This window comes from Blastococcus mobilis (assembly GCF_900188025.1).
GTDB classification, from domain to species: domain Bacteria; phylum Actinomycetota; class Actinomycetes; order Mycobacteriales; family Geodermatophilaceae; genus Blastococcus_B; species Blastococcus_B mobilis.
Map to the genome: position 1 here is coordinate 1 of NZ_FZNO01000008.1, position 24,883 is coordinate 24,883.

The window sequence follows — 24,883 nt, forward strand, 5'->3', positions numbered from 1 at the left end:
TCGTCACCGTCCGTGCGCTGCGCCGGGCCGTCTGGCTGCTCTACCGCTGGGACACCCGACCACGATCACGACGCATCCGCTGACCTACTGGCGGGAGCTCTAAGGAGCCCGTGGTCGTTCTCCACCTTGTGCATCGCGGCCAGCTCGATGCCGGCGCCGATGATCGCCATCTTGCGCGCCGGCTCCGACTCGTCCAGCGGCGAGAGCGCCATGCAGATCCCACCGCCGGCCGCCATCGCCGAAGCGCCGAACACGAACGGCAGCCGGGTGTGGAACGCGTGCCACGACGGCACAGCCGTGTTGGCCAGCAGCACGCCGGTGTAGGTGGCCAGCGGCCCACCGAACAGCGCGGCCACCACTCCCCCGAACCGCTTCAGCCGCGGGAACCAGCCCAGCACCTCCACCGCCGCCGTCGCCCCGGCCGCCGCGCTGAACGGCGCCAGAATGTAGGTGCCCACCGACAGCGGCGACGTCGGCTTGAACACCCGCAGCATGTGCAGGAACCGCTCCGGCCGGCCCAGGTCATGGATGAGAAAGACCACCGACGCGAGCGACCCGCCGGCCGCGGTGAACCGCGCCACCCGGGTCAGCTTCGGCCGGCCGGTCACGTCGGCCAGCGCCCCGAGGATCGCCGACGAGCCGGCCGCCCCACCGAGGAACAGGTACAGCGGCACGTCGGGCGACTTCCACACCGGCGTCTTCACGATCTGCCGGCCGTAGTACGACGTGAACTCGACGTCGTCGACCATCGCGACCTCGCCGCGGCCACGCCCGCCGCCGCGACGACGGCGCTTGTGCGTGCGCTGCGTCGAAGCCCCCGAGTCGGCCTGGCGCCACCCGGCGCCCGGGCTGGTGATCCCGCCGGTCATGTCACCTCCGCCGCGAGCCGAGGATCGCCGTCACGGCGACCCCGACCATCATCGCCGCCGCCTTGCCCGCGGCCTTCCACATGACCGGCAGGTCGCTGCTGGTCACGATCGGGTCCGGCGGCAGGCCGTAGACCTCCGGCTCGTCGAGCAGCAGGAAGAACGCCGTCGCCGCCGACGCCGTCGTTCTCGTCGTCCGTACAGCCGGGCGGTCTCGACGCCCTGCGCCTGCAGCGTCGCCAGCCGGGTGTCGGCGCGGCCTGCAGCTCGTCGAGGTCGCGAACTGGACCGACTGCGTGGGGCAGGCGGTCGCGCACGCCGGCGTCAACCCGTCGGTCAGCCGGTCGTAGCACAGCGTGCACTTGAAGACCCGGCCGTCGTCCTTGCGCTGATCGATGACCCCGTACGGGCAGGAGGGCACGCAGTAGCCGCAGCCGTTGCAGATGTCGCCTTGCACCACGATGGTGCCGAACTCCGTGGGGAACAGCGCACCGGTCGGCAGACGTCCAGGAAGCCCGCGTGCGTGCGGAGCTTGCACACGTCCGGACGACATCAGCGAGCGGATCTCGCGGTCGGCCGAGTGCCCGGTCTGCGGATCGAACTCGCTCAGCGCCTCGCCGTTGAGGACGCTCGTCCGCGCTTTGGCCAGGCGCTTCCGGCCCTGCCACGCGAGGAAGCTCGCGTCACCCCATAGGCGATTGACGGCCTGACCGCGCCATCGGCCGCACCCCCGCGGCACCTTTTGATTACGGTGCGTCATGACACGGCCGAACGTCACCCCCCGACTGGGGAGGTCCCACGCATGCCGCTTCCCCGCTCCCCTACATATCGTGACGATCTTGAGCCATGACTCAGCGCGTGCGACTCGTCCTCGGGGTGGCCGACCACCCCTGCAGCCTGTGCGGCAAGGACGTGCCCCAGCTCGTCGAGTCCCGGAACGTGCGTCGGCTGCGCGACCGCCTCAGCCTCCACTGGGACCCGCATGTCCGGTTGACCGAGGTCTGTCGCGTCTGCGGCGGCCGGACGCGGGTCGAGCACGCCGGCCGCAGCGCTTCCAGCCGCTGAACGGCTGGCCCGTAGCTCCGAGGAGCCCTGCGCGGGCTGCGCGCCGCCGACGAACACGAGTTCTGGCCGACGAGCTCGGCTCCAACAGCTGAGTCTTGGTCGGCCACTGCACCGCTCAGTACACACCGCCGCAAGCGCGGGACGGCTTCTCCTCCCCCGCCGCCCCGTCACGGGCACCGGGGCGCTGCGCCGTGCCGACATCGCCACCGCCGCCAGGCTGGTCGGCGTGGACCTGGCCGGCCGGACGCGGCGGTCGATGTGGGAAGTCCCGTCACTGTCCGACATCTGTTGGGGCTACGGGACATCGGACTCCGGGTCGTCGGGTCCTCCGCCGCCACCCCTGCGCCGCTCGCGCACGGGTGGGGTTCCGGCGACGCCGAGCAGACCCGACAGGCCCGCCTGCTCGTGGTGGGCGGCTACCTCGCAGCCCTGCTCACCGCCCGGCCGGACACCCCGTGGGTCGCCGACCCGCTGGACATGGTGCTGCCAATTCTGGCCGCCGCGGCGCTCGACCGGCCGCTGCCGGCCACCCAGACCTTCCGCGCCCTCGTCAGGGTCACGCTCCCTGCGGAGCTGCTGGTCGACCTCGATCGCGAGGCGGGTCGTCGCGGTAGCAGCCGCAGCGCCGTTCTCGCCACCGCCGCCCGACGCGAGCTCGAGCAGCACGACCCGGCGGAACTCGACGCCGCGCTGGAGCGGGCCCGCGCCGCGATGGCATCGAGCGGATCGTTCGAGGCAGCAGATCTCGTTCGCGCTGAGCGCCACAGGTGATGCTGCTCGTCGACACCTCCGTCGTCATGAAGTGGGTGCACGAGGAGGGCGAGGCCGAGGTGGCTGCGGCACGAGCCCTCGACCGTCCGCTGGTCAGCGCCGACCGGAAGCTGGTGGCCGGAGGACTGGCCATCTCGCCGTCGGCGGCGGCAGCCGCTGACATCGGGTAACCCGCGCGCCTGCGAAAGCCAGGGGCGGCGACGCGCCGACCGCCGCGTGCAAGTGAAGCGAGCGGCGACGAATCACTGAGGGGGCATCCCCAACTGCCGTATGCCGCATGAGGGTGCGCGTGACGTAGACGATTAGCCGCCGCGGACCGGGCTGACGACAACATCGACATGCGCGGAGTGGTGGACACAAGCAGGTCACCGACGCCTACCTGGCCGGGCTGGCCCGGTCACGTGGCGGTCGGTTGGCCACCCTCGACCGGGCGCTCGCCGTCCTGCACGACGACGTCGCGCTGCTCCTCGACGCGGACGCTCAAGCAGGCCCTCGGCAACCGGACCGCTCCGAGCCACGTCCCTGTGGTGGCGGCCGGGGCCTCCAGCGCCGAGCGATCCGAAAGGCGCATTGGCGGAACGTGGCTAGCGTTCTGCCAGTGGAGACGACCATCGACAGCCTCGGTCGTATCGTCGCCCCAAGCCGTTGCGGGACGCACTCGGACTGACCCCGGCCACGGCCGTCGACCTGAGCCGTTACGGCGCCGGGCTGCAGCTCGTACCCGCTCGGCGGACCGCCCGGCTCACGAAGATCGACGGCGCACTGGTGGCGGAGTCTTGACCCCGATCACCGACGACGTCGTTTTCGGACTTCTGGACTCGGGGCGCCGCTGACGGCTCTGGCGTTCGACGGCCTCGTCGAGGTCGCCGAACTGGATGTACTGGGTGGGGCAGGCGGTCGCGCAGGCCGGCTGCAGTCCGTCGGTCAGCCGGTCGTAGCACATCGTGCACGTGAAGACCCAGCCGTCGTCCTTGCGCTGGTCGATGACGCCGTAGGGCCAGGACGCCACGCAGTAGCCGCAGCCGCAGCCGTTGCAGATGTCGCCCAGCACGACGACGGTGCCGAACTCGGTGCGGAACAGCGCCCCAGTCGGGCACACGTCGAGGCAGCCGGCGTGCGCTCCCCATCCTCGTAGACCGTCCTTGACAGCCCTGACCGTGAGCGCCGCGGCTCGCAAACACCGTGATCGACCCGAGGGTGGAATTCTGGATTCGGGGGCGACGAGGACGGCGGACCCGGCCGCGCACCCATGGTCGGCCGCGGGGTCCCCGGCTTCGAGTACTGCGGGGCGGAGCGGACCGCACTCCGTCGCCCGCTAGCGTGGCGCTCTCGGATCCGTCGAGGGGAGCAGCGCATGCCCAAGAAGCGCAGGAGGCCCCGCAAGCCGCGGATGCCCGATCACGGCGGGCCTCGCCGGCTGCACGCTGTGCGTACGGCGACGGCCGATCTTGCAGGGATGCGCGGCCCGTTCCTCGCATGGCTCGGTGCCCACGGCCTGCCCGCGCACATCGATCCCGCCGCGCTCTGGGACGAGGTCGTGGTAACGGTCGACCTCGCCGTCACCCGCGCCGGCCTCACCGACCTGCGCTCCTGGACGGCGCGGCAGATCGACACGCTGGCCGAGCACGCCGATGCCGATGAGAGCGAGGCCCTGACCACGCTCCCCCTTCTCCTGGCCTTCCTCGGGGACACCGGCCGCTGGAGTGCCACCACGGCCCAGCTCGACGCGGCCATCTCCGCAGCCGAGGAGGCCACCTCCCCGGTGCCGGAAGTGCTCGCCGAGCTGGCCGATGTCCACGTCGACCCCGAGACGGAGAACGCTGCGCTGCGTGCCCTCCCGGCGGTCGAGCGGGCCGAGGCGCTGCTGCGTTTCGTGCTGCCCCGCCGCCCGGTCACAACCACCGGCGCACTGCGCCGTGCCGACATCGCAGCCGCGGCAGACCTGGTCGGCGTGGACCTGGACGGTCGGACGCCGCGGTCGATGTGGGACGTTCCGCAGCTGGCCGACATCTGGGCGGCGATGCAGCAGGTCGGGCTACTGGTCGTCACGCCGTCGGAGGCGACCGTTTCACCGGTCGCCCACGGTTGGCTCACCGGGAACGCCGAACAGGCGCGGCAGGCCCGCCTGCTGGTGGCCGGCGGCTACCTCGCCCAGCTGCTCGACGCGCGGCCGGAGGCCCCCTGGGAGGCCGACCCGCTGGACACCGTGTTGCCGGCCCTTGCCACCGCGGCGGTCGGTCACCCTGTACCGACCGCCCAGGTACTGGGCGACCTCGACGCCCTCCTCGACGGCCTGCCGCCCGGAGGGACCGCAGTGCCCCAGCCCGGCGTCGGGCTCGACGCCCGGCTGATGCGGACGCTGGTGGCCCTGCCGGCGAGGGCACTGGTCCAGCAGTTGACCGCCGAAGGGTTCCTCGAGGTGTCCGACACGATCACCGCCGCTCCCGGCCTGCAGCGCGTGCTGGCCAGGGTGACGGCAGCCATGCTCGGCGCCCAGCAGCAGTTCGACTCCATCCATCGCGGTAGCCCGGACCTGCCCGCCCCTGACCCTGATCTCGCCGGCCAGGCCTACCGGCTGCGGATCGAGCTGGCCGACGCCAGCCCGCCGGTCTGGCGTGAGGTGCTGGTCGATCCGGGCATCCCCCTCGATGAGCTGCACGAGGTCATCCAGGTGCTGTTCGAGTGGGAGGACGCGCACCTCCACGAGTTCACCGTCGTCGGCCCCGGCAGGCAGACGGTGCGCTTCGGGCCGCAGGACGACGACGGCTGGATGCCGCGGGACGAATCGGTCGTGGACGAGTCGCGGGTCCGGCTGAGCCAGGTGATTGGGCCACGGCGAGGGAAGCTGCGGTACCTCTACGACTTCGGGGACGGCTGGGAGCACCTCATCACCGTCGTGGGCCGCGAGCCCGCGAGCGGGAGCTCGCCGCCCCGGTGCACCGCCGGCGCCGGCGCGGCACCGCACGAGGACTCCGGAGGGGTATGGGGCTGGACCGACAAGGTGCAGGCAGCGCGCGACCCGCGCCATCCCGAATACGCCGACATCCGCGACTGGCTCGGGCTCCAGGACGGTGAGACGCTCGATGCGGGCGCGTTCGACCTCACCGAGGTGGACCAGCGCTTGGCCGCGCTGCGTCGGTAGGCAGCGGCACGGCGGCCGCCGGCCACCCTCGACCGAGCGCTCGCCGTTCTGCACGACGACGTTGCCTGCTCCTGGACGCCTACGGGTGAACCGCACATCGGCGAGCTGAGCCGTACTCGGTGATCGGCTCACTGCAGAGGCGGTCGGATTACCGGCAGGTCCGTGCGGGGGAAGTGGTCGCCCACGCACAGCATCGGATGGCCCGTCTGTTCGGCGAGGGCATAGATGCAGCAGTCCCCGAAGTCGAGCGCGGCCGGATGCCGCCCCTTGCCGAATCGGCGCCAGGCGGCCCGCGCGCGTTCGACGAGCCTTCGTCGAACGGCACGATGTGGATGCGCGCATCTCGCAACGCGCGCCGAGCCATGCCCACGGCGGCCGGCACACGAGCCTCCAACACGATGCCGAGTTCGAGAGCTATCGGCGCCGCGATGATGCGATCCGTTGCCGAGCTGAGTCGAACCGACAGCCACTCGTGACCCGGTTCGCGCGTCAGTATCGCGACAATCGCCGATGTGTCGACGACGACGCCCGTCAAGCGGGCAACCCCCTGTCGTCGTAACCGATGATCTCCTCAGCGCTGCGGTCGTCGACGAGCGGCAGCGCCGTGTACTCGCCGGCCAGGCGATCGAGCCCGGCCAGGATGTCACCATGCTGCTGCACGCGCGCCAGCCGTTCCCGGAGCGCGGTGGTGACCGCTTGGGTCAGAGACTCGTTCGTGGCAGCGGTCAAAGCCCGCGCCAGGGCGTCAGCTTCTTCAGACTCGATACTCAGAGCCACGGCGGATTTTATACTGGCTTGCTGTTTTTAGAGCGGCTCATGGGCGGCCATCCGCTCGCGTTGTGGGACGACGACGTACTTCGGATCCTTGGTGCTGGCGATCCCGGCCTCGACACCCCGAAGCGGGTCAGCCGTGAGTCGGCCGCCAACAGGTGCCTGACGCAACCGCCCCGAGCCGATGACGCCGTACGGCCAGGCGGCCACGCAGCAGCCGCAGCCGTTGCAGATGTCGCCCTGCACCACCACGGTGCCGAACTCGATGCGGAACAGCGCCCCCGTCGGGCAGACGTCAAGGCAGCCGGCGTGCGTGCAGTGCTTGCACACGCCGGAGCTCATCAGCCAGCGGACCTGCTTGTCCGCCCCGCTCTGCCCGGTCTCGGGTCGAACTCGCTCAGCGCCTCCGCGTTGAGCACGCTCTGCCGGCGTTGGCCGAACCTGTCGGCTCCCGCGAGGAAGCTCGCGTAACCCGAAGGGCAGTGACGGCTCGGCCGTGCATCAGCGCATACCCGAACAGGGCCGTGCAACCACGCACCGTAACGGCACGTCCGGACGCCCGCCCCGGACGGGGGAGCTCGCATATATGCCGCTTGTCCGTTCCACTACGGATCGTGACGATCTTGAGCCATGACTCAGCGCACGCGTCTCGCCCTCGGGCTGGCCGACCACACCTGCAGCCTCTGCGGCAAGGGCGTGCCCAGGCTCGTCGAGTCCCGCAACGTGCGTCGGCTGCGGGACCGTCTCAGCCTCCGCTGGGATCCGAACGTCCGGCTGACTGAGGTCTGCCCCGTCTGCGGCTGCCGGACGCGGCTCGATCACGCAGGCAGCAGCGCTTTCCCCACTGAGCGGCACCCGTAGCCGGACGCGCCCCTCGCCTCACCCCGCCGCCACCGCAGTCCAGAGGCAGGGACGCCGTGGAAGGCGCATCCCGGTAGCTGAGGCATGAGCACCCAAGGGCTCGAGGCAGCAGCAGGTATAGAAAGGGACCATAGTCTCGGTAGACTTCTACCATGGGTCTCAACATCAAGAATGCGGAGGCCGAGGCGCTCGCGCGCCAACTCGCGACCGCAACCGGGGAGAGCCTCACACAGGCGATCACCGTCGCTGTCCGAGAGCGACTCGAGCGCGTGCAAAGCCGGGACACCGCGACGGCATCGCAACGCACTACCCGCATCCAGGAGATATCCAGGGAGGCGGCCGGCCGGTGGGTCGAGCCTTACCGCAGCGCCGATCACGGCGACCTGCTCTACGACGAGTCGGGCTTGCCCCGGTGATCGTCGACACCAGCGCGATCGTCGCCATCCTGCGGGGAGAACCCGATGCGGACACCTACATCCAGGCGCTGGCCACCGCCGGCGAAGCGCGCACGTCGGCTGCGACCTACCTGGAGACCGCCGTCGTCGTCGACGCCAACCGTGACCCCGTGCTCAGTGGCCGGTTCGACGACCTCGTGGCCGCCGTGCCGATCACCGTCGAGCCCGTGACGAGACAGCACGCGGACATCGCCCGCCAGGCCTACCGCAACTTCGGCAAGGGCAGCGGTCACCCCGCCCGGCTCAACTTCGGCGACTGCTTCGCCTACGCCCTGGCCCGCGCCACCGGTGAGCCGCTGCTGTTCAAGGGCGTCGACTTCTCGCACACCGATGTCGCCCCCGCCCTCGGGCGGTGACGGTCATCGTCCATCCCTGCTCAGCAACACGGTCAGCGGGTGATGGAGTACATGTCCGCCCTGCGGGCGGCCATGCGCTCGCGCTGGGGGACGACGATGTACTTGGGGTCCTTGGTGCTGGCGATGCCGGCCTCGAAGACGCCGAACCGGGTGAGCAGTGAGCCGGCCGCCAAGAGCGTTCCTGACGCAACCGCCCCGAGCCGGGTGCGAGCCACCGAAGACGAACGGCAGCCGGCCGTGGAACTCGTGCCACGACGGCACCGCGGTGTTGGCCAGCAGCACACCGGTGTAGGTGGCCAGCGGGCCGCCGAACAGCGCGGCCACCACTCCCCCGGACCGCTTCAGCCGCGGGAACCAGCCCAGCCGGCGGCGCCTCCCCCCTCCGGGTGATCCGGGGACCTGGAGCCCTGAACTCCGCCCGTTCCGCGGCCGATGTCTCGGACATGGACCAGCGGCCTCAGGATGCGGCCACGCGGCCGTGTCCGGGTCGCGTGCTGTCCCTGACGATCGGCCTGGTCGCGCTGTTCGCCACCGGGATCGGACAGCGTCCGGCCGGCGCGGCGTGGGACCGGACGTACGACGTCGTCCTCTACAACCTGCCCTACCTCGCCGCGGCTGCGGCGTGCGTGGTGGCGGCGCGCCGGGTGCGGACGGAGCGGGTCGCCTGGGCCGCGCTCGCCGTCGCGCTGACGCTGGGAGCGGTCGGCAACGCACTGCGCGTGCTCTCCGCCGGCCTGGACGGCGACGAACCGTCCTCCGCGCTCTCGCACGTGGTCACGCTCGCGGCCTACCTGGTCATGTACGTGCCCGTCGTCGTACTGATCCGCGCCCGGGTTCCGCGCTTCCACCCCAGCATGTGGCTGGACGGCGTCGTGGCCGCCCTCGGCAGCTTGTCCGCCGGGGTCGCCTTCCTCCTGGGCCCCCACCTCCGTACCGACTCCGGCGCGGCGCCGGTGACAGCCGTCGACCTCGTGGCACCGGTCACGACGGTCCTGCTCATCGCCGTCGTCATGGCCGTCGGCGGCATCCTCGGCGTGCGCCTCGACCGCACTTTCGTGCTGCTCGGCGCGGGGCTGGTCCTCATCTGCGTCTCGGACGTCATCCTGTTCGCCCTCAAGGTGCAGGGCGCCTACGTCGACGGCGGCCCGCTGGAACTCGGCTGGCTCGCCTCCGTCGTCCTTGCCGCCGCAGCTGCGGAGCGCGCGGTAGAACGACCGGCTCCCGTCGACGCCCCCGGCTCCCGCATCGGCTGGCGGCTGCTGGCCGTGCCCCTCGCCTGCCTCATGGCCAGTCTCGTCGTGCTCAGCCCGGGGTGGTCGCCGCCCGTGCCGGACATCGCGGGCTGGCTGGCCATCGGCTGCGTGCTGGCCGGCGTGGTCCGCATCGCCGTGACCTTCCGCGAGGTCCGCGAGTACAACCAGGTCAAGCTGGAGTCGCGGACCGACGAGCTCACCGGGCTCGCCAACCGTCGCGCGCTGCTCGAGCAGGCCCAGCGTGTCGTCGCCTCGGCCGGCCGGGAGCGGCCCGCCGCCCTGCTGCTGCTCGACCTCGACGGGTTCAAGGAGATCAACGACAGCCTCGGCCACTCCGCCGGTGACGACCTGCTGCGCCAGATCGGGCCGCGGCTGCGCAGCTCGCTGCGGTCCGACGACCTCCTGGCCCGACTCGGTGGCGACGAGTTCGCCGTGCTGATGCCGGCCGCGGAGCCCGCCGAGGCACGCGCGCTCGCGGAGCGGCTGCACGACCTGCTGCTCGCGCCGTTCACGGTGGCCGACATCCGGCTGCACGTCGGCGTCAGCATCGGCGTCGCGGCCACGCCGGCACCGGCCACGACCGTCCAGGAGCTGCTGCACTGCGCCGACGTCGCCATGTACACCGCCAAGCGCGCCCGCGAAGGCGTGCACGTCTACGTGCCCGACCCCGTCACGGGCACCGCCGGGAGCGACCGGCTGCGCACCATGGAGGAGTTGCGGACCGCCCTCGACGGGGACGAACTCCGCGTCTTCCTGCAGCCCCAGATGGATCTGCGCGACGGCCGGATCGTCGGCGTCGAGGCACTGGTCCGGTGGGACCACCCCACCCGGGGGCTGCTCCTGCCCGGCCACCTGCTGCCGGCGGCCGAGCAGGCCGGGCTCCTGCGGTCGCTGACCGACCGTGTGCTCGAACTGGCGCTCGCGGCGGCCGCCCGCTGGTGGCGCGACCGCTCAGTGCCGGTGTCGGTCAACCTGTCGGCGGGGAACGTCACCGACCTCGACCTGGCCGGCAAGGTCGCCGCCGCGCTGCACCGGCACGGCTTGCCCCCGCAGGCGCTCACGCTGGAACTGGTCGAGGACACCCTCATGGGCGACCCCGAACGCGGCCGGACGGTGCTCGCCGACCTGCGCCGGTCCGGCGTCCGCACGTCGATCGACGACTACGGCACGGGGTACAGCTCGCTGGCCTACCTGCGGCAGCTGCCGGCCGACGAGCTCAAGCTCGATCGCAGCCTGACCGCCGACGTCGACCGCGATCCACGGGCTGCGGCCATCGTGCAGAGCACCGTCGCGCTCGCCCACGCCCTGGGCCTGAGCGTGGTCGCGGAGGGAGTCGAGACTCTGGCGACCAGCACCACGCTCGCCCGCCTCGGCTGCGACGTCGCCCAGGGGTACGCGATCGCCCGACCCATGCCGGTCGACGACTTCCTGCGCTGGCTGGCTGCCTCGGACTCCGGGCTCATCGACGAAGCCTTGATCCCGCACCTCACCCAGGGCCTTGCTGCCGACTGACCTGGCTGGAGCGGCAGCCGCCCCTGTGATCCGCACGCCTGGCGCGACACGCCGCAGTCGGTCACCACAGTGCGTTGCGGACTGGGGACTATGTGCGTGTGACGCCCTCCTCCCCCGCTCGGCAACTGCCGGGAACCAGCCCCCTCACCTGGCGTGACCTCGCTCCGGAGATTCTCCGGCAGCGTCTGGTGATCGAGGGCGTTCCGGCCGGGCCCGTGGACGACGCGCAGATCCGGTCGTATCTCTCGGCGCTGTCCCGCGAGGTGGGCATGCTGCAGCTCCTCGAGCCGGTGACGCACCGCTCGGACCTGTACGGGTGGGCCGGCTGGATCCACTGGGAGACGTCGGGGGCGCACTTCTACGCCTGGGAGCAGCCGCGGCTGTTCTTCTCGGTGGACGTGTACACGTGCAAGGCGTTCGACGTGGACGTCGCCGTGGCGTTCACGGCCGACTTCTTCGCCGCCGGCACCATCGTCGCGAAGTCCTTCTGACATGACCCTCCGGCTGCTCGTGGCGCACTCCCCGGAGGAGCGCGACGCCGCACGACGGGTCGAGGCCCACGTCTTCCTGCAGGCGTTCGGCAACACGCCGGAGCTCATGGAGCGGGAGTACGGCCGGTACGAGGCGCGGTCGCGGTTCGTCGCGGTGATCGATGACGAGAGCGGCTCTGCCGTGGGTACCGCACGGCTGATCGTCGCCGCCGCCGCGAGCCCGGTGAAGACACTGGTCGACGTGGCGGGCGAGCCGTGGCACCTGCCGGTGGCGGAGAGCCTGGGCGCGGTCGGCCTCGCCCCCGGGACGGTGTGGGACGTGGCAAGCCTGGCCGTGGATCCCCGGTACCGCGCCGGATCGGCGGGTGCCGAGGTCAGCCTCGCCCTGTGTCATGGCATCTGGCGGTACGCCCGCAACTGCGGCGTTCCCGGCCTGGTCACCGTCCTCGACGATCGGGTGCACCGGCTGGTCCGCGCCATGGGCCTGCCCTGGTACCCGATGGTGGGGGCGACCTCCCGGCCCTACCTGGGCTCCCCCGCCAGCACACCGTGCGTCTTCGTCGTGCGGACGGCGGAGGAGGAGGTGTACGCGGCCCGTCCGGACCTGGCGCCGGCCCTCGACCACGGCCAGTTCCGCTCGATCACCGTCGACCCGGCCGACCTGCTGCCGACGCGCGGCACCCTCCAGGAGGCGCCGCCGACGGACCGGCCGGAACGATCGACGCCGCCGCGCCGGAACACCGCCGGATGGCGTCCGGCGACGTCCCGCCGGGCGGATCAGCTCGCGAACCGGACCCGCCCGTAGCCCCCGGACGCACTCCGGCCACCGGAAGCGCGCAGCCATCACAGACAGACAACCCCTTGGCATTGCGCTGGTAGCGTGCTGCCAATGGAGACCACCATCGACAGTCTCGGCCGTATCGTCGTCCCCAAGGCGTTGCGGGATGCGCTCGGACTGACCCCGGGCACCACCGTCGACCTGAGCCGTTACGGCGCCGGGCTGCAACTCGTACCCGCCGGGCGGACCGCCCGACTCACGGAGATCGACGGCGTATTGGCCGCGGAGTCGTCGACCCCGATCACCGACGACGTCGTGTTCGGGTTGCTGGACTCGGGGCGCCGATGAGCGTGCTGGCGTTCGACACCAGCGCCGCCGTCCCGCTGGTTGTCCGGTCCCACAACGCGCATCTCGCCGTCCGGCGTCGAGCGGACGGCCGATCGGCCGTCCTGACCGCCCATTCGCTGGCTGAGACGTACTCCGTCCTCACCCGGCTTCCGGGGGACGCCCGGGTATCACCCACCGACGCCGTCCGCCTGATCGCGGCCAACTTCGGCCCCGCGCTTCTGGTCCCGAGCGACGACCTCACGCACCTTCCGCGCGTCCTGGCCCCCTTGAACATCGCGGGAGGTGCGGTGTACGACGCACTTGTCGGGCTCGCCGCTCGGTCCGCGGCGGTTCCACTGGCGACCAGGGATGCGCGAGCCATGGGCACGTACGCCGCCCTGGGCGTCGAGGTCGAGGTCCTCAGCGAGGACTCTTGACCCGTCAGTCGGCGCCTCCCAACGGCACGCGGGAGCTAGCCCATCCGCCTCAGCCGTCATGAGGCCCAGGCCGTGACGTGAGATTGGCGGTCGGTGCACTCCCTCCTAACCGAGGGCGCCGCAGTGGTCACGTCAGTGCGTCACCGAGCGCACCTGACCGTTCCGCGCCGCCATGCGTTCGCGCTGGGGGACGACGATGTACTTGGGGTCCTTGGTGCTGGCGATGCCGGCCTCGAAGACGCCGAAGCGGGTGAGGAGCGAGCCGGCCGCCAATAGCGTTCCTGACGCAACCGCCCCGAGCCGGGTGCGCCCGCCCAGCACGGCCAGCCCCAGCCCCGTCGAGGTGCACGCCCTGGCTGCCCGCATGAATTTCCCCGGCCGGCCCTCGTGGTACGGCTCGGCGAGGATGCTGTCGCTGCCCTCGACCCCGCGGATGGCGGCCAGCTCGATGCCGGCGCCGATGATCGCCATCTTGCGGGCCGGCTCGGACTCGCTCAGCGGCGTCAGCGCCATGCAGATCCCGCCGCCGGCCGCCATCGCCGAGCCACCGAACACGAACGGCAGCCGGCCGTGGAACTCATGCCACGACGGAACCGCGGTGTTGGCCAGCAGCACGCCGGTGTAGGTGGCCAACGGGCCACCGAACAGCGCGGCCACCACCCCCCCGAACCGCTTGAGCCGCGGGAACCAGCCCAGCAGCTCCACCGCAGCCGTCGCCCCGGCCGCCGCGCTGAACGGCGACAGGATGTAGGTGCCCACCGACAGCGGCGAGGTCGGCTTCAGCACCCGCAGCATGTGCAGGAACCGCTCCGGCCGGCCCAGGTCGTGGATGAGGAAGACGACCGAGGCCATCGAGCCGCCGGCCGCGGTCAGCCGGGCCACCCGGGTCAGCGCGGGCCGGCCGGTGACGTCGGCGAGCGCGCCGAGGATCGACGCCGAGCCGGCCGCCCCGCCCAGGAACAGGTACAGCGGCACGTCCGGCGACTTCCACACCGGCGTCTTGACGATCTGCCGCCCGTAGTAGGAGGTGAACTCGACGTCGTCGACCATCGGCACCTCGCCGCGGCCGCGCCCTCCGCCGCGCCGCCGACGCTTGCCGGTCCGCTGCACCGCCGGACCGCGGTCGGCCTGCCGCCAGCCCGCGTCGGGGCTGGTGATCCCGCCGGTCATGTCACCTCTTCCGCGAACCGAGGAACGCCGTCACGGCGACCCCCACCATCATCACTGCCGCCTTGCCTGCGGCCTTCCACATGGCCGGCAGGTCCCGGGTGGTCACGACCGGGTCCGGCGGCAGGCCGTAGACCTCCGGCTCGTCGAGGAGCAGGAAGAACGCCCCCGCTCCCCCGACGCCGTCGTTCTCGTCCCGCCCGTACAGGCGCGCCGTCTCCACGCCCTGCGACTGCAGCGTCGCCAGCCGGGCGTCGGCGCGGGCCTGCAGCTCGTCGAGGTCCCCGAACTGGATCGACTGGGTCGGGCACGCCGTGGCGCACGCGGGCTGGAGCCCGTCGGTCAGCCGGTCGTAGCACATCGTGCACTTGAAGACCCGGCCGTCGTCCTTGCGCTGGTCGATGACGCCGTACGGGCAGGACGCCACGCAGTAGCCGCAGCCGTTGCAGATGTCGCCCTGCACCACCACGGTCCCGAACTCGGTGCGGAACAGCGCCCCCGTCGGGCAGACGTCGAGACAGCCGGCGTGCGTGCAGTGCTTGCACACGTCAGAGCTCATCAACCAGCGGACCTGCGTGTCCGCCCCGCTCTGCCCGGTCTGCGGGTCGAACTCGCTCAGCGCCTCCGCGTTCAGCACGCTCTGCTGGGCATTGGCCAGGCTGACGTCGTCCCCTGCTTCCGCCGGCGAGGGGCCGCTGCCCTGCCGGTCGTCGCCAGGGCGGCCGAACGTCGGCATCGGCAGGTCGACGGTGCGGCTCTGCTCGATGAACGCCACGTGGCGCCAGGAGTTGGCCCCCAGCTGCCCTGTGTTGTCGTAGGACATGCCCGACAGGCCCAAGGCGTCACGCACACCGTGGGAGTCGTCCATCGGCAGCGTGTTCCACTCCTTGCACGCCACCTCGCAGGCCTTGCAGCCGATGCAGACCGAGGTGTCGGTGAAGAAGCCCACCCGCTTCGGGTGCTCCTCCTCGTAGCCCGCCTCACCCTGGACGTCGGGCAGTGGCCCGAACAGGCGGTTGTGCGGATCGCGGCCGGTGAAGGCGGGGCTGGCCGAGCTGATCGTCACGCCGGCCTCCTCTCGTGGCGACGGGTCATCAGAGGGTCGATCCCTCGCCGGCGTCGGCGGCGACCGGGTCGCGGCCGTTCACGCCCACCCGTCCCGACTCCACCCCGGCCCGGCGGCGGTAGCTCTCGACGAACTCGAGCAGCTCGGGTCCGCGAGGGCGCCGCCCGGCGACGATGTCGCAGGTGCTGGCCTTCGACTCCTGGATGTGGGTGTTGGGATCCATCACGATGCCCAGCAGGTCGTTCGCCGCGTCTCCGGTGGAGATGCCCGCGTAGGACCAGTGGTACGGCATACCGATCTGATGGACGACCGTCCCGTCGCGCAGCTTGATCGGCCGGACCCGCTCGGTCACCAGCACCTTGGCCTCGACCGCGGTGCGGGCGCTGACCAGCGTGGCGTACTCGCCGTTGGTCAGTCCGCGCAGCCGGGCCAACTCCGGGCTCACCTCCACGAAGAACTCCGGCTGGAGCTCCGCCAGGTAGGGCAGGGTGCGGCTCATCCCGCCGGCCGTGTGGTGCTCGGTGAGCCGGTAGGTGGTCACCTGGAACGGGTAGACGTCGCTGCGGGTCGGGTTGGCCCGGTTCCAGGGCCCCTCGATCATCTCGAGAGTCGGGTTCGCCTGCTGCTTGTAGAAGGCGTTCTCGACCACCGACTCGGCCGGCTCGTAGTGCGTCGGCAACGGGCCGTCGACCACGCCTGCGGGCGCGAACAACCACGCCTTGCCGTCACCCTGCATGACGAAGGGGTCGTTCCCCGCCAGCGCGTCCTGTGCCTGCGCACCCTCCGGGGGCACGTAGTCCGGCCGCTTGTTCTTCTCGAAGTCCGGGACGTCGAGACCGGTCCACTCGCCGGCGTCCTCGTCCCACCACACGTACTTCTTGCGCTCGCTCCACGGCTTGCCGTCGGGGTCGGCCGAGGCGCGGTTGTAGAGCATCCGCCGGTTGAGCGGCCACGCCCAGCCCCACTCGGAGGCGACGGCGCCCTGCTCCTCGGCCGGCTTGCGCCGAGCAGCCTGGTTGACCTCGTCGGCGTACACGCCGCAGTAGATCCAGCAGCCGCCCGTCGTCGAGCCGTCGTCCTTCATCTGCATGTAGGACGACAGCGCCCTGCCGTCGGGCCCGGTGCCGTTGATCTCACGGAGCACTGCCTCGGCGTCCGGGTCCTGCGTCTCCCCGTGCACCGGGTAGTCCCAGGTGAGGTCGAGCAGCGGGCGGTCCCGCGGATCGGTGGAGTCCTTCAGCCGCTCGCGCAGGATGCGGCCGAGGTGAAAGTAGAACCACAGGTCGCTGCGGGCGTCGTCCGGCGGCTCGACGGCCTTGTCGCGCCACTGCAGCACGCGCTGCGTCTGGGTGAAGGTTCCTTCCTTCTCCACGTGCGTGGCCGCCGGCATGAAGAAGACCTCGGTGCCGATCGAGGCCGGGGACAGCTCCCCCGTCTCGTGCTCCGGGCCCTCCTTCCAGAAGGTCGCCGACTCGATCATCTGGAGGTCCCGGACGACCAGCCAGTCGAGGTTGGCCAGCCCGAACCGGTTCATCCGGCTGTTCGGGTGCCCGACGCCCGGGTTCTCGCCGACGAGGAAGTAGCCCGAGACCTTCCCCTTGATCATGTCGGTGATCGTCCGGTAGGAGCTGTGGTCGCCGTTGATCTTGGGCAGGTAGTCGAAACAGAAGTCGTTCTCCGCCGTCGCGGCGTCGCCCCACCAGCTCTTGAGCAGGCTGACCATGTAGGCCCGCTTGTTGCCCCAGAAGCCCGCCTTGCCGGCGGCGTCCGCCACGTACTCGTCGAGGCTCTGGTGCTGGAGGGCGTGCGGCATGGGCAGGTAGCCGGGCAGCAGGTTGAACAGCGTCGGGACGTCGGTCGAGCCCTGGATGCTGGCGTGCCCGCGCAGCGCCAGGATCCCGCCGCCGGGACGGCCGATGTTGCCCAGCAGCGTCTGCAGGATCGAGCAGGTGCGGATGTACTGCGCGCCGACGCTGTGCTGCGTCCAGCCCACCGAGTACACCCACGCCGTCGTCCGGTCGCGGTTGCTGTTCTCGGTCACCCACTTCGCGACCTGCTCGAAGACCGCCGGCTCGATGCCGCAGACCTCCGACACCATCTCCGGGGTATAGCGGGCGAAGTGCCGCTTGAGGATCTGGAAGACCGAGCGCGGGTGCTGCAGCGTCTCGTCCCGCTTGGGCTTCGACGGGATCGGCGGGCCTCCGCTGCCGGCGGCCTCGGCCCGGTCGGACTTCTTGACGTCCACGTGGTCGTCGAGCTGGTCCTGCTCCGCGGCCTCGGCCGGGTCCTCGGAGCCCGAGTGCGGGGGCTCCTCCGGCTCGTACTGCCAGCTGTCCTCGTCGTACACCCGGTTCTCCGGGTCGAAGCCGGAGAACAGGCCGCCGAGGTCCTCGGAGTCGACGAAGTCCTCGCCCACGAGCGCGGCCGCGTTGGTGTACGCGACCACGTAGTCCTTGAAGTACAGCTCGTTGTCGAGCACGTACTTGATCAGGCCACCGAGGAACGCGATGTCGGTGCCGATGCGCAGGGGCACGTGCAGGTCGGCGATCGCGCTGGTGCGCGTGAACCGCGGGTCGATGTGCACGATCTTGGCGCCGCGCGCCTTGGCCTCACCGACCCACTGGAAGCCCACCGGGTGGCACTCGGCCATGTTCGAACCCTCGATGACGATGCAGTCGGAGTTCGCCAGGTCTTCCAGGAAGTTGGTTGCGCCACCACGGCCGAACGAGGCACCCAGACCGGGCACCGTCGCGGAGTGCTATATCCGGGCCTGGTTCTCGATCTGGATAGCGCCGAGGGCGCTGTAGAGCTTTTTCATGAGGTAGTTCTCCTCGTTGTCGAGGGTCGCCCCTCCGAGGCTCGCTATCCCCATCGTTCGGTTGACGCGCTTGCCGCCGTCCTCGTCCTGCCAGCCCTTGCGGCGGGCCTCCAGCACCCGGTCGGCGATCATCTCCATCGCCGTGTCGAGGTCGAGGTCCTCCCAGTCCGTCGCGAACGGACGGCGGTACTTGACCGTGGTCACCCGGCTCGGGCTCGTCACCAGCTGCTTGCTCGCGCTGCCCTTGGGGCACAGCCGGCCCCGGTTGATCGGCGAGTGCGGGTTGCCCTCGATCTGGACGACCTTCTCGTCCTTCACGTAGACGTTCTGCGCACAGCCCACGGCGCAGTACGGGCACACGCTCTTCACGACGCGGTCGGCCGTCGCTGTCCGGGACACGGTGGCCTCGGTCGCCTTGCTGCGCGCGGCCTTGCCGCGACCCAGTGGGTCGGAGCCGGTGAGCTGCCGGTACACCGGCCAGCTGTCGAGCCAGGTCTTCACTCCCGGAACTCTGCCATCCGGAACGCCGTCTGGCGCGCCGGACCCCCGCGCGTGTTCGCCACCGCCTCCCTGCCCGGGACGGCCGACGGGCGACGCGACGCCAACGCGTGGCGGAGAACACGCCGCCAGGCGCGGCCGGCCGCTCAGCCCGGGACCTTCACCGCCCGCGAGGCCACGCTCCCGGCCGCCGGGATGTCGCCGGGCCGCGGCAGCGCGTCGGCGACCGGACCAGGCACCGCCTGCGTCACCGCAGCGGGCACCCTCACCGGCGGGGGCACCACCTTCGTCACCGGCGGGGGCACGGCCTTCGTCACCGGCGGGGGCACCACCTTCGTCACCGGCGGGGGCACGGCCTTCGTCACCGGCGAAGGCGCCACCTTCGTCACCGCAGCGGGCACCCTCACCGGCGGGGGCACCACCTTCGTCACCGGCGAAGGCACCACCTTCGTCACCGGAGCAGGCACCGTCACCGGCGCGGGCACCCTCACCGGCGGAGGCACCACCTTCGTCACCGGCGGAGGCACCACCTTCGTCACCGGCGGAGGCACCGCCTTCGTCACCGGAGCAGGCACCGTCACCGGAGCAGGCACCGTCACCGGAGCAGGCACCGTCACCGGCGCGGGCACCCTCACCGGCGCGGGCACCCTCACCGGAGGGGGCGCCGCCTTCGTCACCGGCGGGGGCACCGCCTTCGGAGCGGGAGCAGGCACCGCCTCCCTCACCGGCTCGCTCGCCGGCGCCAGCGGCGCCGGCGGGCCGGTCCCGGTCGAGTGCGGGCCCGTCGGCGTGCCCGCGCCGCGCGGGAGACGATCGGTCGGCTCCTGCACGGAATCGACCGGTCCCGCCTGTGGGGTGGGCTGGTGCGTGGCGTCGGCGGGGGCATCGTCGGCGCGCGCACCGCCGTCGCCCGGCCAAGGGGCTGGGCCGGACCCGGCCCGCGCATCGACCGCGGAGGCGACCGCGCCGTCGGACCGCATGCCGGCCATCAGCAGCGAGGCGCCATCCATGGCCGTGCCGTGCGCCGCCACCTGCGCCGTCGACCGTTCACCGACGGTCTGCTGGAGCAGGTCCCAGACGCCGCCGCCCCAGCCCCCGTCCGTCTCACCGTCACCCGGCGAGAACCGCTGGATCACCCGGGCGATGTCGGCCGCTCGTGGCCCATCCGGGCTCCCCGGCAACGCCGTCGACGGGCGGGGCTCCGGGGGGCGTTCCGCCAGCAGGTTCCCCCGCGGCTCCGGCGGTCCCGACAGCACGATCGCCATCACGGCGGCGGCCGCCATGGCGCCGCTCACCGCCAGCAGCGGAGGGGTGCCTGGCTGCTGCGCGGGGGCGCGATGCCGCGCCTGGTGCCGCGCGTCCCGCCGTATCTCGTTCCGGTCCCGACGCGGCCCCTCGTGCCCGTCATCGGAGTTCCGGCGCCGTCCCTGCAGCCGTCGGCTCATGTTCTCTCCCCACACCGCTGCGCAGAGGGGCTGGGTAGCACGGATTCCCACCCACCGGCCGGCGCGGGACCTCGAGTCCGTCCGACACGACGGGACGAGTGGTCGCGCGCTGCGGAACGCGATGGCGGGGACACCCCGAGCTACCCGGAGCTCACGCCCGTCGCGGCCCGTCCACGGACGCGAGCGGCCGGCGGGCGCAGCTCGTGGCAGACACCGCGGCGCCTCCGCCGTCCGCCCCCTTTCGGGTGACAGCGGGGGCTCTGCACTGAAGCGGCTCGCGGATGTTCCCGATCAGATCGTGTGAGCACCGCCCCCGCCATGGGGCAGCCAGCGGCTGCGTCCCCGGTCGCGCCCCCCAGCGGGCGCACCGGGCTGCTCGTCGTACCCGCCGTCCTGGTCGCCGTCGCCCTCGTCGTGGGTGGCCTTCTCTCGGGTCCCGCGGTCCTCGGACTGGTCCTGGCCGTCGCCGGGCTCATCGTGCTGGTCGCCTTCCAGGCCACGCTGTGGAGCCGGCAGCGCCGGCTCGCCGGCGACCTCCAGCGCAGCCAATCCTCGTTCCGCACGCTCGTGAAGAGCAGCGTCGACCCGGTGGTCATCCTCGACGGCGGGCTGCGGGTCACCTTCGCCTCGCAGGCCATCGCCGACCTGCTCGGTCTCGACCCTGCGTGCGCCGTCGGCGCCCCGGTCGTGGCGGCCGTCCACCCCGACGACCGGTCCGCCGTCCTCGACGCGCTGCGCGGCTCCCCGAGCGAGAGCGGCGAGCTCGCAGTCCGCACCGCACGGGCCCGGCATGCCGACGGCGGCTGGCGGCTCATCCAGGCCACCATCCGGGACCTGCGCGCCGACCCCGACGTCGGCGCGCTCGTCCTGTACTGCCGCGACGTCACCCCGCGGGTTCCGGCGACGGGCATCGACCCGGACCTGCACGAGTTCTCCCTCACCGACCCGGTCACGGGTCTGCCCAACCGGGCCGCGCTGGTCCGCCGCCTGGGCGCCGTCCAGCGAGGAGCGGGCGGCCCGTTCTCCCTCGCCCTCCTGCGGATCAGCGGCCTGGCCACCGAGATCCTCGCCCCGGACACCGAGACCGCCGTCCTGCGCGCGCTGACCGCCCGGCTCACGCGCGCCCTGCGCGGCGAGGACTGGCTGGCCCGCGGCACCGACGGCGACTTCGTCGTCCTGGTCGTCGGCAGCACTGCCGACGCCGAGGTCGTGGCCGCCCGCCTGGTGGCCGCCGTCGGCCCCGTGCCGATCCCCGGCGGTTCGCTCCGCCTGTCCGCCGTCGCCGGTGTGACCACCCTGTGCGCCGACGCCGACACCGGCGAGACCCTGCGTCGCGGCGACCTGGCCCTGCGCAGCGCGGCCACGGCCGGCCCGGGCTCGGTCCACCGGTACGACGACGCCCTGTGCACCGAGGAGGACCGCCGCGCCACCCTGCGCACCGACCTGACCGGCGCGCTGGCCCGTGGTGAGCTGCGCCTGGTCTTCCAGCCGGTCGTCGACGTCGTCATGCACCGCACCGTCTCCGTCGAGGCGCTGCTGCGCTGGCGGCACCCGCTGTTCGGCGACGTCTCCCCCACCGAGTTCGTGCCCCTGGCCGAGGAGTCGCCGCTGATCACCGACCTGGGCCGGTGGGTGCTGCGCGAGGCCTGCGCCACCATCGCCGCCCTCGGCGACGCGGGTCCGCACGACCAGGCCTTGAGCGTCGCGGTCAACGTCTCGGCCCGCCAGGTGCGCAGCGGCGAGCTCGTGCCCGACGTCATCCACGCCCTGGAGACCAGCGGCCTGTCGCCGTCCCGGCTCGTCGTCGAGATCACCGAGTCGGTCCTGCTCGACGACTCGCACGTCATCGAGGACCTCACCGTCCTGCGCCGGCTCGGCGTCCGCATCGCCGTCGACGACTTCGGCACCGGCTGGTCCTCACTGGCCTACCTGGTCGGCATGCCCGTCGACGTGCTCAAGATGGACCAGTACTTCCTGTCCGACGTCGAGCACGACCCCGCCCGCCGCGCGATGTGCCGGGTGGTGCTGCAGCTGGGCGCCAGCCTCGACCTGCCCGTCATCGTCGAGGGCGTCACCAACGAGGCCGTCCTCACGTTGCTGCGGGACATGGGGCACCGCTACGTACAGGGCTACGTCTTCGCCCGTCCGCTCGAGGCGGCGCAGCTGGCCGCCGGGGCCTGGGACATGAGCCTCCCGCTGCCCGGTGCCCTCCCCGAGATCCCGGCGGCGGCGTCGTGATCACGCTGCAGAGCATTCCCCGGAGCGTCCGCTGGACGGTGCCGCTGGGCCTGATCGGCCTGGCCCTCACCGTTCCGTTCAGCGCGCCCGACGGCAGCGGCATGCAGTGGGACGAGGCCGTTCTCGGCGGTGTGGCGGCCAGCTCGGCGTGGGCGGTCGTCCGGCTCATCCGCACCATGGACGCCCGGGCCGCCCTCCCGTGGCGGATCGTCGGCGTCGCCGCCCTGCTCTTCATGACCGCGCAGTGGCTGACCGCTGCCTTCCCGGGCCCGCAGCTGGACGGCTTCGGCCTCGACGACGTCCTCCTCTTCGCCGGCGCCTGCGCGCCACTGATCACCTGTGCGCTGCTGGCCCGCCGGGTCCGCCGCACCCGCTCGACCGCCCTCGTCGTCGACGGGCTCATCATCACCGTCGCGCTGCTCACCGTCACCGAGGTGCTCCGCACGCCGCTGGTGAACCCGGCCGGCGCCCCCGACGACCTGCGTTCGCTGGTCCTCGCCTACGGCGGTTACGCCGCGGTCATGCTCGGCGGCGGCGCCGCGCTGTGCACCGTCTCGACGGCAGCCCTGCGCCGCTCGGCCAGCATCATGATGGGCGCCGTCGGGTGGCAGGCCCTCGCCGCCTGCGCCGAGGCGATGGCCATCATCGAGCCCTCCTGGGTCTGGACGGCGACCTCGGACGTCGCCGTCGCCCTGGGCATGCAGACGGTCGTCGTCGCGGCGAGCTTCGCGCCGCGCCGGCGAACCAAGCAGACCGCCCGTGACTCCGCCCCACAGGTGAGTCGCCTGGGCCTGCTCCTGGTGGTCGGGGCCATGCTCAGCCTGCCGATCGCCATCGCCGTGATGGAGGTGCGCGGCGAGCCCCACCCCGTCGCCGCGGAGGCCGGCTTCGCCGTCGTCTTCACGCTCATGGCGCTGCGACTCGTGCTCCGCGTCCGTGAGGACGGCCGGGTCACCGCGGACCTCGTCCGCTCGGAGGACGACTTCCGCGAGCTCATCGAGGCCAGCTCCGACGGCATCGCCATCATGGACGGCGACTTCCGCCTGCTGTTCACCTCACCGGCCGCCCGCAGCCTGCTGGGGCTCGACTCGGACACCGAGGACGACGTCTCGCTGCTGGACCTCGTCGACCCGGCCGACCGCGACAAGGTCCACGCCGCCACCGTCGACGTCGCCGCCGGTGAGGGCCCGCCGCTGCACTTCCGCGTCGTGGGGGCCGACGGATCGGCCCGCGATCTGGAGGCCATCTCCACCGAGCGCCCGGGCAGCGGCCGCCGCGTGCTCTACCTGCGCGACGTCACCACCCGGCGCAGCCGCGAGCGGGAGCTCGAGCGCATGGCCTACACCGACCACCTCACCGGCCTGCCCAACCGCGCCATGCTCTTCGGCGAGATGGCGACGGCCGCGGACCACGACCGCTGTCTGGTCGTCCTCGACCTCGACGGCTTCAAGGCCGTCAACGACGTCGCCGGGCACGAGGCCGGCGACCAGCTGCTGGTCGAGGTGGCCCGCCGCCTGCACACCGTGGTCCGCGAGGACGACCTGGTCGCGCGCCTGGGCGGCGACGAGTTCGCCGTCCTCGTCGCCGGCAGTCTCGTCGAGGCCGAGGACGTCGCCCAGCGCATCGTCCACGCCCTGAGCGTGCCGCACCGCACCAGCGACTGGACCTTCGCGATCGGCGCCAGCGCCGGCGTCTCCGCGCTCGGCGCCGCCGGGGGCCAGCTCGCCTTCCGTGAGGCCGACGCCGCCCTGCGCGCGGCCAAGCAGTCCGGCAAGGGCTGCGTGCGGCTGGCCAATGTGGCGGACTCCCCCTTCGTCGTTCCGGATGCGGAGCTCGGGGCGCTGGTCGACGAGGGCATGCTCCACATCCGCCTCGACGCCGCCTGCGACGCCGACGGCCGCATCGCGATGCTGCACGCCGTCCCGGTCTGGCAGCACGTCCTCCACGGCACCGTCCGGGGCGCGGAGCTGTGGACCGCCGCCGAGCGGCAGGGCCGCTCGGCGGAGCTCCAGGGATGGCTGCTGCGGCAGGCCTGCCTCGAGATCGCCGGTCTGGACGACCGCATCAGCGTGGCGGTCAGCCTCCCGGCCGGTCACGTCCACCCCGACGGCCTGGCCGGCGAGGTCGAGGCCGCGCTCGCCGGATCCGGGCTCGCCCCGTCGCGACTGATCCTGTCCTTCACCGAGGAGACCCTGCTGACCGGCTCGGCTGCCCTGATCCCCGAGCTCGAGGCCACCCGCTGCACCGGTGTACGCCTGTGCCTGGACAACTTCGGCATGGGCCACAGCCTCTACGCCCTGCTCGCCCGGATCCCCCTGGACATGGTGCGGGTGGACCTGGCGGCGCTCGCCTCCCGTGACGACACCGACCGCGCCCTCCAGGTGCTGGCCGCCATCGTCGGGACGACGGCCGGCTTCGGCCTGACCGCCATCGCCGGTGGGATCAGCGCGCCGGAGCTCCGCGACGCCGTCCTCGCCACCGGCGTCGACCTGCTGCAGGGCCGGGGCCACCACGACCTCACCGCCGGCGAGGTGGCGGCACTGCGCACCGTCCCCGCCGTCTGACG

General features: G+C 72.3%; 26 protein-coding genes. 13 read left to right on the forward strand and 13 right to left on the reverse strand.

Translation table 11 applies throughout. The features are described from left to right. Nucleotides 1-65 precede the first annotated feature (65 nt). Both nrfD (CHB94_RS08675) and CHB94_RS08680 read right to left on the reverse strand, forming a co-directional pair. Complete coding sequence (nrfD, locus tag CHB94_RS08675) at nucleotides 66-869, reverse strand: NrfD/PsrC family molybdoenzyme membrane anchor subunit (protein ID WP_089336192.1); 804 nt, start codon at nucleotides 867-869, stop codon at nucleotides 66-68. A 1-nt stretch (nucleotide 870) separates the two neighbouring features. Beyond that, a complete protein-coding gene (locus CHB94_RS08680; protein ID WP_254920506.1) occupies nucleotides 871-1,644 on the reverse strand; it encodes a 4Fe-4S dicluster domain-containing protein in 774 nt (257 codons plus the stop codon). Between the two features lie 68 nt (nucleotides 1,645-1,712). Here CHB94_RS08680 and CHB94_RS08685 point away from each other — a divergent pair, with 68 nt between their 5' ends. The 3 genes from CHB94_RS08685 to CHB94_RS25075 all read left to right on the forward strand — a co-directional run bounded on the left by CHB94_RS08685 (nucleotide 1,713) and on the right by CHB94_RS25075 (nucleotide 2,872). Further along, a complete protein-coding gene (locus CHB94_RS08685; protein WP_089336193.1) occupies nucleotides 1,713-1,931 on the forward strand; it encodes a hypothetical protein in 219 nt (72 codons plus the stop codon). A 288-nt stretch (nucleotides 1,932-2,219) separates the two neighbouring features. Next, nucleotides 2,220-2,702, forward strand: coding sequence for a ribbon-helix-helix domain-containing protein (locus CHB94_RS08690; RefSeq protein WP_089336194.1), 483 nt, complete (start codon nucleotides 2,220-2,222; stop codon nucleotides 2,700-2,702). Next, entirely contained in the window at nucleotides 2,702-2,872 is a 171-nt protein-coding gene (locus CHB94_RS25075) for a hypothetical protein (protein WP_176445472.1), read from the forward strand. Before CHB94_RS08690 ends, CHB94_RS25075 begins: the two co-directional genes overlap by 1 nt. 227 nt (nucleotides 2,873-3,099) lie before the next feature. On the opposite strand, the gene CHB94_RS26560 is transcribed toward CHB94_RS25075, so the two are convergent. Further along, on the reverse strand, nucleotides 3,100-3,273 hold the full coding sequence (locus CHB94_RS26560) for a hypothetical protein (RefSeq protein WP_176445473.1): 174 nt from the start codon (nucleotides 3,271-3,273) through the stop codon (nucleotides 3,100-3,102). 171 nt (nucleotides 3,274-3,444) lie between these two features. Continuing rightward, nucleotides 3,445-3,879 (reverse strand): 4Fe-4S dicluster domain-containing protein, encoded by a 435-nt coding sequence (locus CHB94_RS26095; protein ID WP_254920507.1) that lies wholly within the window; start codon nucleotides 3,877-3,879, stop codon nucleotides 3,445-3,447. A gap of 177 nt (nucleotides 3,880-4,056) precedes the next feature. Here CHB94_RS26095 and CHB94_RS08710 point away from each other — a divergent pair, with 177 nt between their 5' ends. Continuing rightward, entirely contained in the window at nucleotides 4,057-5,844 is a 1,788-nt protein-coding gene (locus CHB94_RS08710; RefSeq protein WP_141137451.1) for a plasmid pRiA4b ORF-3 family protein, read from the forward strand. Nucleotides 5,845-5,992: 148 nt separating this feature from the next. Here the strand turns inward: CHB94_RS08710 and CHB94_RS26705 are convergent, their stop codons facing one another. Genes CHB94_RS26705 through CHB94_RS26100 form a run of 3 tightly spaced genes read right to left on the reverse strand, consistent with a single transcriptional unit; the run spans nucleotide 5,993 to nucleotide 6,957 of the window. Further along, on the reverse strand, nucleotides 5,993-6,379 hold the full coding sequence (locus CHB94_RS26705; RefSeq protein WP_089336196.1) for a type II toxin-antitoxin system VapC family toxin: 387 nt from the start codon (nucleotides 6,377-6,379) through the stop codon (nucleotides 5,993-5,995). Beyond that, nucleotides 6,376-6,621 carry a type II toxin-antitoxin system VapB family antitoxin gene (locus CHB94_RS08720; RefSeq protein ID WP_089336197.1) on the reverse strand — a complete coding sequence of 82 codons (246 nt, stop codon included), beginning with the start codon at nucleotides 6,619-6,621 and terminating at the stop codon, nucleotides 6,376-6,378. Before CHB94_RS08720 ends, CHB94_RS26705 begins: the two co-directional genes overlap by 4 nt. 27 nt (nucleotides 6,622-6,648) lie before the next feature. Further along, on the reverse strand, nucleotides 6,649-6,957 hold the full coding sequence (locus tag CHB94_RS26100) for a 4Fe-4S dicluster domain-containing protein (RefSeq protein ID WP_254920508.1): 309 nt from the start codon (nucleotides 6,955-6,957) through the stop codon (nucleotides 6,649-6,651). Nucleotides 6,958-7,628: 671 nt separating this feature from the next. Between CHB94_RS26100 and CHB94_RS08735 the strand changes: the two genes are divergently transcribed. Both CHB94_RS08735 and CHB94_RS08740 read left to right on the forward strand, forming a co-directional pair. Next, nucleotides 7,629-7,892, forward strand: a complete 264-nt coding sequence (locus CHB94_RS08735) for a type II toxin-antitoxin system VapB family antitoxin (protein ID WP_089336199.1) — start codon at nucleotides 7,629-7,631, stop codon at nucleotides 7,890-7,892. Then, the gene (locus tag CHB94_RS08740; protein ID WP_089336200.1) at nucleotides 7,889-8,287 is read left to right on the forward strand and encodes a type II toxin-antitoxin system VapC family toxin; all 399 of its coding nucleotides are present in this window, start codon (nucleotides 7,889-7,891) and stop codon (nucleotides 8,285-8,287) included. Before CHB94_RS08735 ends, CHB94_RS08740 begins: the two co-directional genes overlap by 4 nt. A gap of 32 nt (nucleotides 8,288-8,319) precedes the next feature. On the opposite strand, the gene CHB94_RS26105 is transcribed toward CHB94_RS08740, so the two are convergent. Next, nucleotides 8,320-8,460, reverse strand: a complete 141-nt coding sequence (locus CHB94_RS26105; protein ID WP_254920509.1) for a hypothetical protein — start codon at nucleotides 8,458-8,460, stop codon at nucleotides 8,320-8,322. Between the two features lie 318 nt (nucleotides 8,461-8,778). Here CHB94_RS26105 and CHB94_RS08750 point away from each other — a divergent pair, with 318 nt between their 5' ends. The 5 genes from CHB94_RS08750 (at nucleotide 8,779) to CHB94_RS08770 (ending at nucleotide 13,085) form a co-directional block, all read left to right on the forward strand. Continuing rightward, nucleotides 8,779-11,052 carry a putative bifunctional diguanylate cyclase/phosphodiesterase gene (locus tag CHB94_RS08750; RefSeq protein ID WP_254920510.1) on the forward strand — a complete coding sequence of 758 codons (2,274 nt, stop codon included), beginning with the start codon at nucleotides 8,779-8,781 and terminating at the stop codon, nucleotides 11,050-11,052. A gap of 98 nt (nucleotides 11,053-11,150) precedes the next feature. Further along, nucleotides 11,151-11,543, forward strand: a complete 393-nt coding sequence (locus tag CHB94_RS08755) for an S-adenosylmethionine decarboxylase (RefSeq protein WP_089336202.1) — start codon at nucleotides 11,151-11,153, stop codon at nucleotides 11,541-11,543. Nucleotide 11,544: 1 nt separating this feature from the next. After that, nucleotides 11,545-12,348: a GNAT family protein gene (locus tag CHB94_RS08760; protein ID WP_089336203.1), complete on the forward strand. Its 804-nt coding sequence runs from the start codon at nucleotides 11,545-11,547 to the stop codon at nucleotides 12,346-12,348. Nucleotides 12,349-12,432: 84 nt separating this feature from the next. Continuing rightward, nucleotides 12,433-12,669 (forward strand): AbrB/MazE/SpoVT family DNA-binding domain-containing protein, encoded by a 237-nt coding sequence (locus CHB94_RS08765; RefSeq protein ID WP_089336204.1) that lies wholly within the window; start codon nucleotides 12,433-12,435, stop codon nucleotides 12,667-12,669. Next, nucleotides 12,666-13,085, forward strand: coding sequence for a type II toxin-antitoxin system VapC family toxin (locus tag CHB94_RS08770; RefSeq protein ID WP_089336205.1), 420 nt, complete (start codon nucleotides 12,666-12,668; stop codon nucleotides 13,083-13,085). The genes CHB94_RS08765 and CHB94_RS08770 overlap by 4 nt, the downstream gene beginning before the upstream one ends. Nucleotides 13,086-13,217: 132 nt before the next feature. On the opposite strand, the gene nrfD (CHB94_RS08775) is transcribed toward CHB94_RS08770, so the two are convergent. The 5 genes from nrfD (CHB94_RS08775) to CHB94_RS08795 all read right to left on the reverse strand — a co-directional run bounded on the left by nrfD (CHB94_RS08775) (nucleotide 13,218) and on the right by CHB94_RS08795 (nucleotide 20,079). Next, on the reverse strand, nucleotides 13,218-14,255 hold the full coding sequence (nrfD, locus tag CHB94_RS08775; protein ID WP_089336206.1) for an NrfD/PsrC family molybdoenzyme membrane anchor subunit: 1,038 nt from the start codon (nucleotides 14,253-14,255) through the stop codon (nucleotides 13,218-13,220). A 1-nt stretch (nucleotide 14,256) separates the two neighbouring features. Further along, nucleotides 14,257-15,318, reverse strand: a complete 1,062-nt coding sequence (locus tag CHB94_RS08780) for a 4Fe-4S dicluster domain-containing protein (RefSeq protein ID WP_217899229.1) — start codon at nucleotides 15,316-15,318, stop codon at nucleotides 14,257-14,259. A 28-nt stretch (nucleotides 15,319-15,346) separates the two neighbouring features. After that, on the reverse strand, nucleotides 15,347-18,064 hold the full coding sequence (gene fdh / locus CHB94_RS08785) for a formate dehydrogenase (RefSeq protein WP_089336207.1): 2,718 nt from the start codon (nucleotides 18,062-18,064) through the stop codon (nucleotides 15,347-15,349). A gap of 12 nt (nucleotides 18,065-18,076) precedes the next feature. After that, nucleotides 18,077-18,637 carry a dehydrogenase gene (locus CHB94_RS27015; protein WP_089336208.1) on the reverse strand — a complete coding sequence of 187 codons (561 nt, stop codon included), beginning with the start codon at nucleotides 18,635-18,637 and terminating at the stop codon, nucleotides 18,077-18,079. A 143-nt stretch (nucleotides 18,638-18,780) separates the two neighbouring features. Continuing rightward, a complete protein-coding gene (locus CHB94_RS08795) occupies nucleotides 18,781-20,079 on the reverse strand; it encodes a hypothetical protein (RefSeq protein ID WP_089336209.1) in 1,299 nt (432 codons plus the stop codon). A gap of 300 nt (nucleotides 20,080-20,379) precedes the next feature. Between CHB94_RS08795 and CHB94_RS08800 the strand changes: the two genes are divergently transcribed. Together CHB94_RS08800 and CHB94_RS08805 are read left to right on the forward strand one after the other, a co-directional pair. Beyond that, on the forward strand, nucleotides 20,380-22,317 hold the full coding sequence (locus tag CHB94_RS08800; protein WP_089336210.1) for a putative bifunctional diguanylate cyclase/phosphodiesterase: 1,938 nt from the start codon (nucleotides 20,380-20,382) through the stop codon (nucleotides 22,315-22,317). Next, on the forward strand, nucleotides 22,314-24,881 hold the full coding sequence (locus CHB94_RS08805) for a diguanylate cyclase domain-containing protein (protein WP_089336211.1): 2,568 nt from the start codon (nucleotides 22,314-22,316) through the stop codon (nucleotides 24,879-24,881). Before CHB94_RS08800 ends, CHB94_RS08805 begins: the two co-directional genes overlap by 4 nt. Nucleotides 24,882-24,883 lie beyond the last annotated feature (2 nt).

Bases quoted from the DNA above. Each gene is read 5' to 3' on its own strand.
- CHB94_RS08770 (WP_089336205.1), top strand. From the start codon at position 12,666: ATGAGCGTGCTGGCGTTCGACACCAGCGCCGCCGTCCCGCTGGTTGTC.
- CHB94_RS08760 (WP_089336203.1), top strand. From the start codon at position 11,545: ATGACCCTCCGGCTGCTCGTGGCGCACTCCCCGGAGGAGCGCGACGCC.
- nrfD (WP_089336192.1), bottom strand. From the start codon at position 869: ATGACCGGCGGGATCACCAGCCCGGGCGCCGGGTGGCGCCAGGCCGAC.
- CHB94_RS08685 (WP_089336193.1), top strand. From the start codon at position 1,713: ATGACTCAGCGCGTGCGACTCGTCCTCGGGGTGGCCGACCACCCCTGC.
- CHB94_RS26560 (WP_176445473.1), bottom strand. From the start codon at position 3,273: ATGCGCCTTTCGGATCGCTCGGCGCTGGAGGCCCCGGCCGCCACCACA.
- CHB94_RS08710 (WP_141137451.1), top strand. From the start codon at position 4,057: ATGCCCAAGAAGCGCAGGAGGCCCCGCAAGCCGCGGATGCCCGATCAC.
- CHB94_RS08735 (WP_089336199.1), top strand. From the start codon at position 7,629: ATGGGTCTCAACATCAAGAATGCGGAGGCCGAGGCGCTCGCGCGCCAA.
- CHB94_RS25075 (WP_176445472.1), top strand. From the start codon at position 2,702: ATGCTGCTCGTCGACACCTCCGTCGTCATGAAGTGGGTGCACGAGGAG.
- nrfD (WP_089336206.1), bottom strand. From the start codon at position 14,255: ATGACCGGCGGGATCACCAGCCCCGACGCGGGCTGGCGGCAGGCCGAC.
- CHB94_RS08765 (WP_089336204.1), top strand. From the start codon at position 12,433: ATGGAGACCACCATCGACAGTCTCGGCCGTATCGTCGTCCCCAAGGCG.
- CHB94_RS26100 (WP_254920508.1), bottom strand. From the start codon at position 6,957: ATGAGCTCCGGCGTGTGCAAGCACTGCACGCACGCCGGCTGCCTTGAC.
- CHB94_RS08795 (WP_089336209.1), bottom strand. From the start codon at position 20,079: ATGAGCCGACGGCTGCAGGGACGGCGCCGGAACTCCGATGACGGGCAC.